General features: G+C 38.7%; 10 protein-coding genes. 6 read left to right on the top strand and 4 right to left on the bottom strand.

Going from position 1 to position 14,473, the window contains the following annotated elements; genetic code table 11:
• Positions 1-100 precede the first annotated feature (100 nt).
• Both tldD and rsmI read right to left on the bottom strand, forming a co-directional pair.
• The gene (gene tldD, locus AT683_RS06225; protein WP_011272722.1) at positions 101-1,549 is read right to left on the bottom strand and encodes a metalloprotease TldD; all 1,449 of its coding nucleotides are present in this window, start codon (positions 1,547-1,549) and stop codon (positions 101-103) included.
• A gap of 101 nt (positions 1,550-1,650) precedes the next feature.
• Positions 1,651-2,502, bottom strand: a complete 852-nt coding sequence (gene rsmI / locus AT683_RS06220) for a 16S rRNA (cytidine(1402)-2'-O)-methyltransferase (protein ID WP_005657649.1) — start codon at positions 2,500-2,502, stop codon at positions 1,651-1,653.
• 71 nt (positions 2,503-2,573) lie between these two features.
• On the opposite strand from rsmI, the gene AT683_RS06215 reads away from it, so the two are divergent.
• The 6 genes from AT683_RS06215 to nrdB all read left to right on the top strand — a co-directional run bounded on the left by AT683_RS06215 (position 2,574) and on the right by nrdB (position 9,693).
• Positions 2,574-4,301, top strand: a complete 1,728-nt coding sequence (locus tag AT683_RS06215; protein ID WP_005657651.1) for a penicillin-binding protein activator — start codon at positions 2,574-2,576, stop codon at positions 4,299-4,301.
• Positions 4,301-4,660 carry a YraN family protein gene (locus AT683_RS06210; RefSeq protein ID WP_005654204.1) on the top strand — a complete coding sequence of 120 codons (360 nt, stop codon included), beginning with the start codon at positions 4,301-4,303 and terminating at the stop codon, positions 4,658-4,660. Before AT683_RS06215 ends, AT683_RS06210 begins: the two co-directional genes overlap by 1 nt.
• Positions 4,661-4,672: 12 nt before the next feature.
• Positions 4,673-5,257, top strand: coding sequence for a D-sedoheptulose-7-phosphate isomerase (locus tag AT683_RS06205; RefSeq protein WP_005657655.1), 585 nt, complete (start codon positions 4,673-4,675; stop codon positions 5,255-5,257).
• Between the two features lie 56 nt (positions 5,258-5,313).
• Positions 5,314-5,895, top strand: coding sequence for a division/outer membrane stress-associated lipid-binding lipoprotein (gene dolP, locus AT683_RS06200; RefSeq protein ID WP_005657657.1), 582 nt, complete (start codon positions 5,314-5,316; stop codon positions 5,893-5,895).
• A 254-nt stretch (positions 5,896-6,149) separates the two neighbouring features.
• Positions 6,150-8,420, top strand: coding sequence for a class 1a ribonucleoside-diphosphate reductase subunit alpha (gene nrdA, locus AT683_RS06195; protein WP_005659686.1), 2,271 nt, complete (start codon positions 6,150-6,152; stop codon positions 8,418-8,420).
• 142 nt (positions 8,421-8,562) lie between these two features.
• Entirely contained in the window at positions 8,563-9,693 is a 1,131-nt protein-coding gene (nrdB, locus tag AT683_RS06190; RefSeq protein WP_005659688.1) for a class Ia ribonucleoside-diphosphate reductase subunit beta, read from the top strand.
• A gap of 116 nt (positions 9,694-9,809) precedes the next feature.
• Here the strand turns inward: nrdB and odhB are convergent, their stop codons facing one another.
• Positions 9,810-11,039 (bottom strand): 2-oxoglutarate dehydrogenase complex dihydrolipoyllysine-residue succinyltransferase, encoded by a 1,230-nt coding sequence (gene odhB / locus AT683_RS06185; RefSeq protein WP_038441039.1) that lies wholly within the window; start codon positions 11,037-11,039, stop codon positions 9,810-9,812.
• Positions 11,040-11,143: 104 nt separating this feature from the next.
• Positions 11,144-13,951, bottom strand: a complete 2,808-nt coding sequence (gene sucA / locus AT683_RS06180; protein ID WP_058222206.1) for a 2-oxoglutarate dehydrogenase E1 component — start codon at positions 13,949-13,951, stop codon at positions 11,144-11,146.
• Positions 13,952-14,473: the final 522 nt, after the last annotated feature.

The raw sequence follows: 14,473 nt of genomic DNA, 5'->3' as shown, positions 1-14,473 counted from the left end.
TTAAAAGAAATAAAATTTCGCAGCGGCTATCAAAATTTGAATAAAATTGCCAGTAAAAATCCAATTCTAATGGAATTTTTGTGATCTTTTACACAATGACTTAATTTGTTCCACCAACAGTAATTTCATCAATTTTTAGTGCTGGCTGTCCTACGCCAACAGGTACACTTTGCCCCTCTTTACCACAAACCCCGATACCTAAATCAAGTTCTGATTTATCTGCAACCATAGAAATCTTTTGCATCACTTCAATGCCACTGCCAATTAAAGTTGCGCCCTTAACTGGTTTCGTGATTTTTCCTTTTTCAATTAAATAGGCTTCTGAAGTAGAAAATACAAATTTACCAGAGGTAATATCCACTTGCCCTCCACCAAAGTGCGGTGCATAAATCCCCTGTTTTACAGAAGCAATCAAATCATCAAACTGACTTTGTCCAGCAAGCATATAGGTGTTAGTCATTCTAGGCATTGGTAAATGGGCATAAGACTCACGTCGTCCATTTCCCGTTGGAGCAACGCCCATCAAACGGGCATTCATTTTATCTTGCATGTAACCTTGCAAAATCCCGTCTTTGATGAGTACATTGCACTGGCTTGGCACACCTTCATCATCAATAGTTAGTGAACCTCGACGATTTTCAATCGTGCCATCATCCACAATCGTACATAACGGTGAAGTCACTTGCTCACCAATCTTGCCTGTAAAAAGTGAACTTTCTTTACGGTTAAAATCGCCTTCTAAACCGTGACCTACCGCTTCGTGTAGCAATACGCCCGGCCAACCCGCACCTAACACAACAGGCATCAATCCTGCGGGTGCTGCAACTGCACTAAGGTTTACTAAGGCTTGACGAACCGCTTCTTTAGCAAAAAGTACTGCTCTAATATCGCCATCAACAACTTCAAAGAACCAATCTAAACCGAAACGCCCACCAGAACCACAACTTCCTCGTTCACGTTTTCCATTTTCCTCTACTAACACAGAAATAGATAAGCGAACTAAAGGACGAATATCTGCGGCTAATGTGCCATCTGTCGCCATAATTAATACTTCTTCATAAACAGAACTGAGGCTTGCTGAAACCTTGGTTACACGATGATCTTCTGCGCGTGCTGTACGATCAACCAAATGTAATAGCTCAATTTTTTTCTCTTTAGTCAAACTTTCCAAAGGATTAATCGCCGCATAACGAGCAATAGGATTTACAACATTAAAAGCGGATAGCGAAATCAAATTCCCCTGTTTGACTTGTGCAATTCCCTTTACCGCCTCCGCACATTGCTGCAAAGAAGCAAGATTAATTTGATCCGCATAAGCAAACCCCGTTTTCTCACCAGAAACAGCCCGCACACCAACGCCACGATCAATATGAAAACCGCCTTCTTTTATAATGCCGTCTTCTAATACCCAACTTTCATCTTGGCTAAGTTGAAAATACAGATCGGCATAATCAATATTGCGATGCGACATAATGTCAAAAATATTGAGTAATGTTTGAGTTGAAAGATTACTTGGTGTCAGTAATGTATTTGAAACTTGGTTTAACATATTTTTTCCAGTCTAAAGTAAATATCTTGTGAGTGCTTGTATCCGTTTAATACAACAGCACAGATTAAAATCGGATTAATAAAGTGCGGTTGATTTTGAGGTTATTTTTCCAAATGCGCTAATCCAAATTGATACAAAGCATTCTTCTTATAACCATACAACTCAGCAACTATAGCTGCTGCTTTTTTAAGTGGCAATTCTTCTGCAATTAACTCAAGTGCCTTTACCGCTTGCGGCGAAATTTCATCGTTATTGTCAGACTTTGGTTTGCCTTCCACAATCAAAACCATCTCGCCTTTTGTACGATTGGGATCTTCTAAAAGCCATTCGCGTAAATTTTTAATCGTATTCCCTGTAATCGTTTCCCAAGTTTTAGTCATTTCACGGGCTAACACAATATAGCGTCCTTCCCCTAGCACCGCTTGCATATCTTCTAGTGTATCTAAAATACGGTGAGTGGATTCATAAAAAATCAAAGTGCGGTCTTCTTCTGCGATATTTTCTAATTTATCTTTGCGTGCTTTACTTTTCGCAGGTAAAAAGCCTTCAAAACAAAATCTATCAGAAGCAATCCCCGATGCACAAAGAGCGGTAATTGCCGCACAAGCTCCTGGCAAAGGCACAACTCGAATGCCAGCTTCACGGCATTGGCGTACTAAATGAAAACCAGGGTCACTGATTAATGGCGTCCCCGCATCAGAAATCAAGGCAATATTACTCCCCTGCTTGAGCTTTTCCACCAAAATATGCGCTTTTTCTTGTTCGTTATGATCGTGCAAAGCAAAAAATGGCTTCTTAATGCCGTAATGGATCAATAAAAGTCCACTATGGCGAGTATCTTCTGCTGCAATTAAATCCACTTGAGCAAAAGTCTCTAAAGCACGTTGGGTAATATCTTGTAAATTGCCAATGGGCGTGGCAACAATGTATAAAATTCCGGTTAAATCAGTCATTTTTGTTTGCTTTTAAGTTATGAGATAAGTAAGATTTGCTACAACTATTGTCTGTTTATGATGGAGCAAAGATGTCTATTCTATTACAAGGCGAACGTTTTAAAAAACGTTTAATGCCAATTTTATTGTCAATGGCTTTAGCTGGCTGTTCAAATCTACTTGGTAGCAATTTCACGCAAACCTTACAAAAAGATGCAAATGCAAGTTCTGAATTTTATATAAACAAATTAGGGCAAACGCAAGAACTTGAAGATCAACAAACCTATAAATTGCTCGCGGCTCGAGTGTTAATCCGTGAAAATAAGGTTGAACAATCGGCAGCGTTATTGAGGGAATTAGGCGAATTAAATGATGCGCAAAAATTAGATCGTGCATTAATTGAAGCGAGAATTTCTGCCGCAAAAAATGCCAATGAAGTCGCACAAAATCAATTACGTGCATTGGATTTAAATAAACTAAGCCCGTCACAAAAATCTCGTTATTACGAAACCTTAGCTATTGTTGCCGAAAACCGTAAAGACATGATTGAAGCGGTAAAAGCGCGGATAGAAATGGATAAGAATTTAACAGATGTACAACGTCGTCAAGATAATATTGATAAAACTTGGGCTTTATTGCGTTCAGCGAATACTGGCGTTATTAATAATGCCTCTGATGAAGGTAATGCAGCTTTAGGCGGTTGGCTAACATTAATCAAAGCCTACAACGATTATATTCGTCAGCCTGTACAATTAAGCCAAGCCTTACAAAGTTGGAAAAATGCTTATCCAAATCATGCAGCCGCAACGTTGTTCCCAAAAGAATTGCTTACATTGCTTAATTTCCAACAAACGAATGTGTCACAAATTGGTTTACTCTTGCCATTAAGTGGAGATGGACAAATTCTTGGTACAACCATTCAATCGGGTTTTAACGACGCGAAAGGTAACTCAACCATTCCAGTGCAAGTGTTTGATACCTCAATGAATTCTGTCCAAGATATCATTGCGCAAGCAAAACAAGCGGGGATTAAAACCTTAGTCGGCCCATTACTAAAACAAAATCTTGATGTGATTTTAGCGGATCCTGCTCAAATTCAAGGTATGGATGTGCTTGCATTAAATGCCACACCACATTCTCGTGCGATTCCTCAACTTTGTTATTACGGACTTTCTCCAGAAGATGAAGCTGAATCTGCCGCCAATAAAATGTGGAACGATGGCGTGCGTAATCCACTTGTCGCAATGCCGCAAAATGATTTAGGACAACGCGTAGGCAATGCCTTTAATGTACGTTGGCAGCAATTAGCAGGTACTGATGCGAATATCCGTTACTACAATTTGCCTGCGGATGTGACCTATTTCGTTCAAGAAAATAACTCAAATACAACCGCACTTTATGCCGTAGCAAGTCCAACTGAACTGGCAGAAATGAAAGGTTATTTAACAAATATCGTACCTAATTTAGCGATTTATGCCAGTTCTCGAGCAAGCGCAAGTGCGACAAACACTAATACCGACTTCATCGCACAGATGAACGGTGTACAGTTTAGTGATATTCCATTTTTTAAAGATACCAATTCTCCACAATATCAGAAGTTAGCAAAATCCACGGGGGGTGAATATCAATTGATGCGTTTATATGCAATGGGTGCAGATGCGTGGTTGCTCATTAATCAATTTAATGAATTACGCCAAGTGCCAGGCTATCGCTTGAGTGGCTTAACAGGGATTTTAAGTGCTGATACCAACTGTAATGTTGAACGCGATATGACTTGGTATCAATATCAAGATGGTGCAATTGTACCAGTTGCAAACTAATGTTTTCTTTAAAACGTCAGCAAGGGGCGAGCTTTGAGCATCAAGCTCGCCTTTTTTTAGAATCAAAAGGCTTAACATTTATTGCGGCTAATCAAAATTTCAAATGTGGTGAACTTGATCTAATAATGAATGACAAAGAAACTATCGTCTTTGTTGAAGTTCGCCAACGAAGTCATTCCGCCTATGGTTCTGCTATAGAAAGCGTAGATTGGCGAAAACAACAAAAATGGTTAGATGCCGCAAATTTATGGCTTGCAAAACAAAATATGAGCTTAGAAGATGCTAATTGCCGCTTTGATTTAATCGCTTTTGGCAAAACACCTCAAGATATTCAATGGATTCCTAATTTTCTCGATTAATGGCTTTTTATAATGTTACAAAAAGTAAAAGATATTTATAGCGAAAGTATTCAAATTCAAATTGCAGCATCTAGCATGCTTTCTGAAAATATTACCAATGCCACACAAATGGTAATGCAATGTTTATTAGGCGGTAATAAGGTTATCGCCTGTGGCGTGTCGCGTTCTTATGCCAATGCACAGTTTCTCGTCTCAAACTTACTTAATCGATATGATTTAGTTAGACCAAGCTTCCCGTCTGTGTTATTGAGCTTAGAAAGTGCAGTGGGTTCTTCACTTGTTTTTGAACAACCGCCTGAAGAATTGTATTGTCATCAATTTAATGCCATTGCAAAATCGGGCGACTTACTTATTGCTTTTGCACCTTTGGGGACAGAAAAAATCGTGCTAAATATTATTTCTCATGCTGTCAGCAAAGAAGTTAATGTTATTGTGCTAACTGGCTCTAACAACGATGCCATTCAAGGAATTTTAGCAGATAAGGATCTAGAAATATCAATCCCAGCCACCAAAGAAAGTCGTATCTTAGAGAACCATCTTTTTGTGATTAATGCACTTTGTGAATTGGTTGATCAGACTTTATTCCCAAGTGCTTGACAGGAAAATAAATCACTTTCAAACTAATAGTAATTTAATCTAAAAAGGAGTTAATTATGACATTATCCCCGTTAAAAAAACTCGCTATCCTGCTTGGAGCGACTATTTTTCTACAAGGCTGTGTTGCAGCTGTGATTGGAGGTGGTGCTGTAGCAGCTAAAGTAGCTACCGATCCCCGAACGACAGGGACACAAATTGATGATGAAACCCTCGAATTTAAAGTAGAAAATGCTGTAGAAAAAGATGCCCAAATTAAGGCTGAAGGTCGTGTAAATGCAGTGTCTTACAATGGCCGAGTACTTTTAATAGGTCAAGTTCCTAATAGTGATGTAAAAGACACTGCCACAGCTCTTGCAAAGGGTGTTGAAGGTGTCAATGAAGTTTATAATGAACTAACTGTTAGCCCAAAAATCTCTTTTGCACAAATCAGTAAAGATAGTTGGCTCACAACGCAAGTCAAATCTAAGATGTTCGTTGATGGTCGAGTTAAAGCCACAGATGTCAAAGTGATTAGTGAAAATGGAGAAGTATTTTTACTGGGTAACGTCACACAATCTCAAGCCAATGCGGCAGCCGACATTGCCAGCAAAATCAGCGGCGTGAAAAAAGTAATTAAAGTATTCAAATACCTAGACTAATCCTTCAAAGTGCGGTGAAAAATTCAACAAATTTTTACCGCACTTTTTCTTATTTTTCTAAATAAAAAATTTTAATTTTTATTCTCACAAAAACCGTTTATTTTTAAATAAGTTATCTATTGTCAAGAATCAAATCAAAAAATTTATTACTTGCGATCTTTTCTCAAACACATTATCTTGTGCATCGTTTTCATAAAAACACTATATCTTGTGTTTTAAATCCTGTTTTAAATAACAACAAGAAGGCTAATACAATGAATAAAAGTTTAATGGTTACAAAGCGTGACGGTACGCAAGAACAAATCAATCTTGATAAAATCCATCGTGTGATTACGTGGGCTGCTGAAGGACTAGACAATGTTTCTGTTTCTCAAGTAGAACTTCGTTCACATATTCAATTTTATGAAGGCATTCGCACTTCAGACATCCACGAAACCATTATTAAAGCAGCCGCAGATTTAATCAGCAAAGATTCGCCAGATTATCAATATTTAGCTGCTCGTTTAGCGATTTTCCATTTACGTAAAAAAGCCTATGGTCATTTCGATCCCCCTCGTTTATACGATCACGTCAAAAAACTAGTACGTATGGAAAAATATGATCAAGCGTTATTAGATGATTATACTCGTGAAGAATGGGACGCAATGGACGGCTTCATCGATCATTGGCGTGATATGACGTTTTCTTATGCTGCAGTGAAGCAATTGGAGGGTAAATATTTAGTACAAAACCGTGTGACTGGAGAAATCTACGAGTCTGCACAATTCTTATATTTGCTGGTTTCCGCAAGTCTATTCTCTAAATATCCAAAAGAAACACGTTTGGATTATGTAAAACGTTTCTACGATGCCACATCGACTTTCAAAATTTCCTTACCTACACCAATTATGGCGGGTGTGCGTACACCAACTCGTCAGTTCAGCTCTTGCGTATTAATTGAATGTGATGACAGTTTAGATTCAATCAATGCAACAGCATCAGCTATTGTAAAATATGTTTCACAACGTGCAGGGATTGGTATTAATGCAGGGGCTATTCGTGCATTAGGTAGCGAAATTCGTGGTGGAGAAGCATTCCATACAGGTTGTATTCCATTCTATAAATATTTCCAAACTGCAGTTAAATCTTGCTCACAAGGTGGCGTTCGTGGCGGTGCTGCAACACTTTATTACCCAATTTGGCACTTAGAAGCAGAAAACTTGCTCGTATTAAAAAATAACCGTGGTGTAGAAGACAACCGTGTTCGTCATATGGATTATGGCGTCCAGTTAAACAAATTAATGTATCAACGTTTAATTAAAGGTGGCGAGATTACTTTATTTAGTCCATCAGATGTACCTGGACTTTATGAAGCATTCTTTGCGGATCAAGATAAATTTGAAGAACTTTACGTAAAATACGAACAAGATCCAACTATCCGTAAGCGTACTGTTAAAGCAGTTGAAATCTTTTCTTTATTAATGCAAGAACGGGCATCAACGGGTCGAATTTACATTCAAAACGTGGATCACTGTAATACCCACTCTCCGTTTGATCCACAAGTTGCACCAGTTCGTCAATCTAACTTATGCTTAGAAATTGCATTACCAACTAAACCGCTTCAGCACATTAACGATGAAAATGGGGAAATTGCACTTTGTACACTTTCCGCTTTTAACTTAGGTAAAATTGAAAACTTAGATGAATTAGAAGAACTTGCGGATCTTGCTGTTCGTTCTCTTGATGCCTTATTAGACTATCAAGATTACCCTGTTGTGGCAGCAAAACGTAGCTCACTTGCACGCCGTTCACTCGGTATTGGGGTCATTAACTATGCGTATTACCTTGCGAAAAATGGTGTTCGCTATTCTGATGGTTCAGCCAACGATTTAACACACCGCACTTTTGAAGCCATTCAATATTATTTATTGAAAGCCTCTATGAACTTAGCAAAAGAGCAAGGTGCGTGTGAATACTTCAATGAAACCACTTATGCAAAAGGCATTTTACCGATTGATACCTATAAGAAAGATTTAGATGCCTTAACACAAGAGCCTCTACATTATGATTGGGAAAGTTTACGTAAAGATATTCAAGAATTTGGTTTACGTAACTCAACATTAACTGCCTTAATGCCATCAGAAACATCATCGCAGATTTCCAATGCGACTAATGGTATTGAGCCACCGCGTGGACACGTAAGTATTAAAGCATCAAAAGATGGTATCTTAAAACAAGTTGTACCTGAATATGAAAATTTAATGGATAACTATGAATTACTTTGGGATATTCCAAGTAATGACGGCTACTTACACTTAGTCGGTATTATGCAAAAATTCGTGGATCAAGCGATCTCTGCAAACACAAACTATGATCCAAAACGTTTTGAAGACGGCAAAGTACCAATGAAAGTGTTGTTAAAAGATCTTTTAACCGCTTACAAATACGGTTTAAAAACCCTTTACTATCAAAATACCCGCGACGGTGCCGAAGATGTTCAAGAAGATCTTGATGACGGCTGTGCTGGTGGTGCTTGCAAAATTTAAACGCCCCTATTGTCTTCCCCAACTTATGGGGAAGATAGCACGACATAACGAATTAGGATACTTTCCTCAGTCTTTGATAGTTTCCCCTGATAAACAGGGAAAGCTAAATAAATGATAAGTTCTATTTAAAAGGATAAATAAAATGGCATACACCACTTTCTCACAAAACAAAAACGATCAATTAAAAGAACCAATGTTCTTTGGTCAAAACGTTAATGTTGCGCGTTACGATCAACAAAAATACGAAACTTTTGAAAAGCTCATTGAAAAACAACTTTCTTTTTTCTGGCGTCCAGAAGAAGTAGATGTATCGCAAGACCGTATCGACTACGCAGCATTGCCTGAACACGAAAAACACATCTTCATCAGCAACTTAAAATATCAAACCTTATTGGATTCTATTCAAGGTCGTAGCCCGAACGTGGCATTATTGCCTTTAGTGTCGATTCCTGAATTAGAAACTTGGATTGAAACTTGGACATTCTCTGAAACCATCCACTCTCGCTCTTACACACATATTATTCGTAATATTGTGAACGATCCTTCTATCGTATTTGATGACATCGTAACTAACGAAGAAATCATCAAACGCGCACAAGATATTTCATCTTACTACGATGATTTAATCCGTGATAGCCAACTTTATGGCTTATACAGCGAAGGCACTTATACCGTAGATGGCAAAGAATGCGTCGTGACTTTACGTAGTTTAAAAAAACAACTTTACCTTTGCCTAATGAGCGTGAATGCACTTGAAGCAATTCGTTTCTACGTTTCTTTCGCTTGTTCATTTGCTTTTGCTGAACGTCGTTTAATGGAAGGGAATGCAAAAATTATTAAATTTATCGCACGTGATGAAGCATTGCACTTAACAGGTACACAGCATATTTTAAATATTATGGCTGCAGGTCAAGACGATCTTGAAATGGCAGAAATTGCGGAAGAATGTAAACAAGAAGCCTATGATTTATTTGTTGCAGCGGCAGAACAAGAAAAAGCTTGGGCTGATTATCTATTTAAAGACGGTTCTATGATCGGCCTCAACAGAGATATTTTAGTTCAATACGTAGAATATATTACTAATATCCGTATGCAAGCTGTTGGATTGCCACTACCATTCCAAACACGTTCAAATCCAATTCCTTGGATTAACGCTTGGTTAGTGTCAGATAACGTACAGGTTGCACCACAAGAAGTAGAAGTAAGCTCTTATCTTGTCGGTCAAATTGACTCAAAAGTTGATACGAATGATTTTGACGATTTTTCTCTCTAATTAAAAACACATAAAAAAACCAACCGCACTTTGGAATATTCTTTTTAAATATTTAAAGTGCGGTTAATTTTTTGTTCATTTTAAAAGGCTTTCTAACACAGAAAGCCTTTTATTTCTTAGATTTCTAATAACAATCTTGTTGGATCTTCCAATAATTCTTTAATCGCTACCAAGAAACCAACAGATTCACGGCCGTCAATTAAACGATGATCGTAAGATAAAGCAAGGTACATCATCGGACGAATCACCACTTGACCATTAAGCGCAATCGGGCGTTCTTTAATAGCGTGCATTCCTAAAATCGCACTTTGTGGTGGATTGATAATTGGAGTGGACATAAGAGAACCAAACACACCGCCATTTGTGATGGTAAAATTGCCGCCAGTGAGATCTTCTACAGTCAATTTGCCATCACGACCTTTTTCAGCTAATGCTTTAATTTGTTTTTCGATCTCTGCCATACTGAGCTTATCGCAATCACGAAGCACTGGTGTGACTAATCCACGCGGAGTTGAAACTGCAATACTAATATCAAAATAGTTATGGTAAACAACATCATCCCCATCAATAGAAGCATTAACTTCAGGATAACGTTTCAATGCTTCCACAACCGCTTTGATATAAAAAGACATAAATCCTAAACGTACTGAATGTTGTTTTTCAAATTTTTCGCCGTAGGTTTTACGCAAAGTCATTATCGGCTGCATATCCACTTCATTAAAAGTGGTAAGCATTGCTGTACTATTTTTGGCTTCAAGTAAACGTTCAGCAATACGTTTACGCAAACGGGTCATTGGCACACGTTTTTCAGAACGTGCGCTATAAGCCACCGTACTAATTGTATTTTGCTCAGTGGCAGCTTCTTGTTTCACTTGCTGTGCTTGTCGTTTTGCAATTTCACGTTCAATATCTTCACGTGTTAAACGACCGCCCACGCCCGAACCTTGAATTTGATCTGCTTGTAAATCATGTTCTGCTAATAAACGACGAATTGCAGGGCTTTGATCCGCATTATGATTATGACTATTTTCAATCGCTGAATTTTGACGATCAGATGGTGTGGGTTCATTCGTTGCTTTTAACGTCGCTGAACTGACATCTCCTTCTTGAGCCGTAGAAATTTTGCCTAGCAGCTGTTTGCTTACGACAGTTTCGCCCTCAGCTTGAACAACTTCTACCAGTATGCCATCAGAAAGTGCTGGGACTTCTAGCACGACTTTATCCGTTTCAATTTCCACAATAACTTCATCACGTTTCACAGTATCGCCCAGTTTTTTATGCCAAGTGGCAACAGTTGCATCTGCAACTGATTCAGGTAGGTCTGGAACAAGAATTTCGATGGTCATTTTATTTTTCCTTTTCTTCTTTTTTACTATATCTTAATTATCTTAGCTCCCCTATTTACAGAGGAAAGCAAAGATATAAAAACCTTTATTAAATTAACCGCACTTTAAAAACTCAACGCATCTTCCACTAACTGCTTTTGCTGCTTAGTGTGAAGCGACATATAGCCCACAGCAGGCGAAGCAGAAGCTGAACGCCCTGCATATTTGAGTCTAACGGCTTCTGGAATAGCCGCTTCAAAATTATGTTTGCTGCAATACCAAGCCCCTTGGTTAAGTGGTTCTTCTTGGCACCATACATAATCCGTGACATGCGCATAAGGCTCAAGCACTTTCTTCACATCCTCATGCGGGAATGGATAAAGCTGCTCAATACGAATAATCGCTACATCTTTCTGATTATTTGCACGACGTTGTTCAAGTAAATCGTAATAAACTTTACCTGAACACATTACCACACGTTTTACATCTTTAGGATCAAGCTCATCAATTTCTCCGATTACCGTTTGGAAAGTTCCATTAATCAACTCGTCTAAACTGGACACTGCCAATGGATGACGTAGTAAAGATTTTGGGGAAATGGCAATCAATGGACGGCGCATTTTACGTAAAGACTGACGACGCAACATGTGATACACCTGTGCAGGTGTTGATGGCACGCAAACTTGCATATTTTGTTCTGCGCAAAGTTGCAAATAACGTTCAAGACGTGCGGAAGAATGTTCAGGGCCTTGTCCCTCATAGCCATGAGGCAATAACATAACTAAACCACACATTCTGCCCCATTTTTGTTCGCCAGAGCTAATAAATTGGTCGATAACAATTTGCGCACCATTAGCAAAATCGCCAAATTGCGCTTCCCAAATGGTTAAAGTTTTTGGATCTGTTGTTGCGTAGCCATATTCAAAAGCAAGAACAGATTCTTCAGAAAGTACCGAATCCCATACTTCAAAACGACCTTGATTGGCGTGTAAATGTGTTAATGGTACATACCCCGTACCATCATTTTGATTATGCACAACAGCATGACGATGGAAAAAAGTACCTCGTCCCGCATCTTCGCCTGATAAACGAACATTAACACCTTCATCAAGTAAGGTTGCATAAGCCATGGTTTCAGCCATGCCCCAGTCGAGCAATTTTTCGCCTTGATACATTGCTTTACGATCATTATAGATTTTTTCCACTCGAGGATGCGCACGTAAACTTTCAGGATATTCACATACACGTTTAGCAAGGGTTAAAAAACGTTCCTGTGAAAATTTGCTTTCATACGGCGCAGTCCAATCATAGTTGAGATATTGCAACCAATCCATTTTTGCCGTATCCATTTCTCGCCATTCAGATACCACGCGATCGCCATTATCTAGCGCATCGCGATAATCATTCGCCATCTCGGTAACTTGCTCTTCAGTCATCACGCCTTCTGAAACTAAGCGATCCGCATAAACTTTACGAGGTGTAGGATGTTTTTTGATGATGCTATACATCATTGGTTGAGTGGCTAATGGTTCATCTGCCTCGTTATGACCATGGCGACGATAAGAAATCAAATCAATAAAAATATCTCGTTTGAATAAATTACGATATTCCACCGCCATACGCGCAGCAAATGCCACCGCTTCAGGATCATCACCATTAACATGAATAATCGGCGCTTGAATCATTTTTGCAATATCGGTGCAATACTCTGTGGAACGCGTGTCATTCGGATTAGATGTCGTAAAACCAATTTGGTTATTAATCACGATGCGAATAGTACCGCCCACACTATAACCACGGGCATTTGACATATTCAATGTTTCTTGAACAACCCCCTGTCCTGCCACAGCTGAATCTCCGTGAACAGTAATAGCAAGCACTTTGCTATGTTCTGTATCATTCATACGAGTTTGTCGAGATCGAACAGAACCAATCACAACAGGGCTTACGATTTCCAAATGAGATGGATTAAATGCCAACGTTAAGTGGACTCTCTTATCATCTACGGCAAAATCAGAAGAAAAACCTTGATGATATTTCACATCCCCCGTACGTTCGCTGGAATGTTTACCTGCAAATTCATCGAATAAATTTTCAGGCTTTTTACCTAATACATTCACGAGCATATTCAAACGCCCACGGTGTGCCATTCCCATTACCACATCATTTACCCCTTGACGACTAGAATGGCGAATAATTTCTTTCATCAATGGAATAAACGCATCACTTCCTTCTAAAGAAAAGCGTTTCGCCCCAGGGAATTTCGCACCAAGATAACGTTCTAAACCGTCTGCAGCTGTCAGTTCACGAAGAAAATTGACACGTTCTTCAGATGTAAAAAGCGGTTTATCTAACAGGCTTTCCATCTTGCTCTGGAGCCACATTTTCTGCTCCATATCCTGCACGTGCATAAACTCCAAGCCAATTGAGCCACAATATGTTTCTTTCAACATTTGAGCTAATTCGCCAAGTTTAATGGTATCGCGTTTATAAACGTAATGATTTATATTGAAAGTTTCGTTGAGATCTTGTTCAGTAAAACCGTGATGGCGATAATCTAATTCAGGGACAGAAGATACTTTCCAACGATAATAATTGAGAGGATCAAGATTAGCCTCTAAATGGCCACGAAAACGATAGGCATTGATAAATTGTAGAACTTTCACTAATTTTGCACCAGCAGCAGGATCTATCACTGTCACCGCTTCATTATGATTTTCTCGCGCTAAACGACGAAAATAATCTCGCACTGGAGTATGGGGATGTTCAAGTGCGGTGGTTTTTGGCAAAGAATCAAAGGTTTTTCGCCAGCTTTCCTCCACCGACTGTGGATCACTCAAATAGCTTTCATAAAGTTCTTCTATATAAGATTGATTTGCACCGCCTAATGCTGTGCTGGCTAACCAATCATCAAACGCCTTGTTTTGCTGCATAATTACCTCTTTATTATGATATTTGAAGCAATATTTTCGCTCCATTTTTTACGCATTATACATAGGATTGCAACGGAAATAAGCCTCTTATCAGAAATTGTTACAAATTTGTGATCTAGTTCAAACTCTTTAGATTTCAAACAATAAAAAACCGCACTTCATCTCTTAAACAAAGTGCGGTTATTTTTACTTGTGTTTTTAAAACTTCAACGTATTACCACATACATCCTACGCTTGCTCCACCGCCAGAATAGCCACTTGATGAAAGAGCTGCGTTTTGCCTTTTTCTAACTTTTTCACTCTGCATCACCATTCACTTTACCATAGACAGGCTTCCACGTAGGAGTTGCAGCAAAAGATTGAACAGAATAAAAAGAAGTGGAAATAAGTAGACTGATTAAAGAAAGGCGGATTAGACTATTTTGCTTGCTTAATGATTTTCATTGTTTTGCTCCTTTGTCAAGAAAATAATTAAGGGCGTTGGTTGTAACAGAAAATAATTTCAAAAATGTGAGCTACTTC

This window comes from Haemophilus influenzae (genome assembly GCF_001457655.1).
Lineage (GTDB): Bacteria > Pseudomonadota > Gammaproteobacteria > Enterobacterales > Pasteurellaceae > Haemophilus > Haemophilus influenzae.
This window is presented reverse-complemented; position numbering and strand designations above follow the sequence as displayed.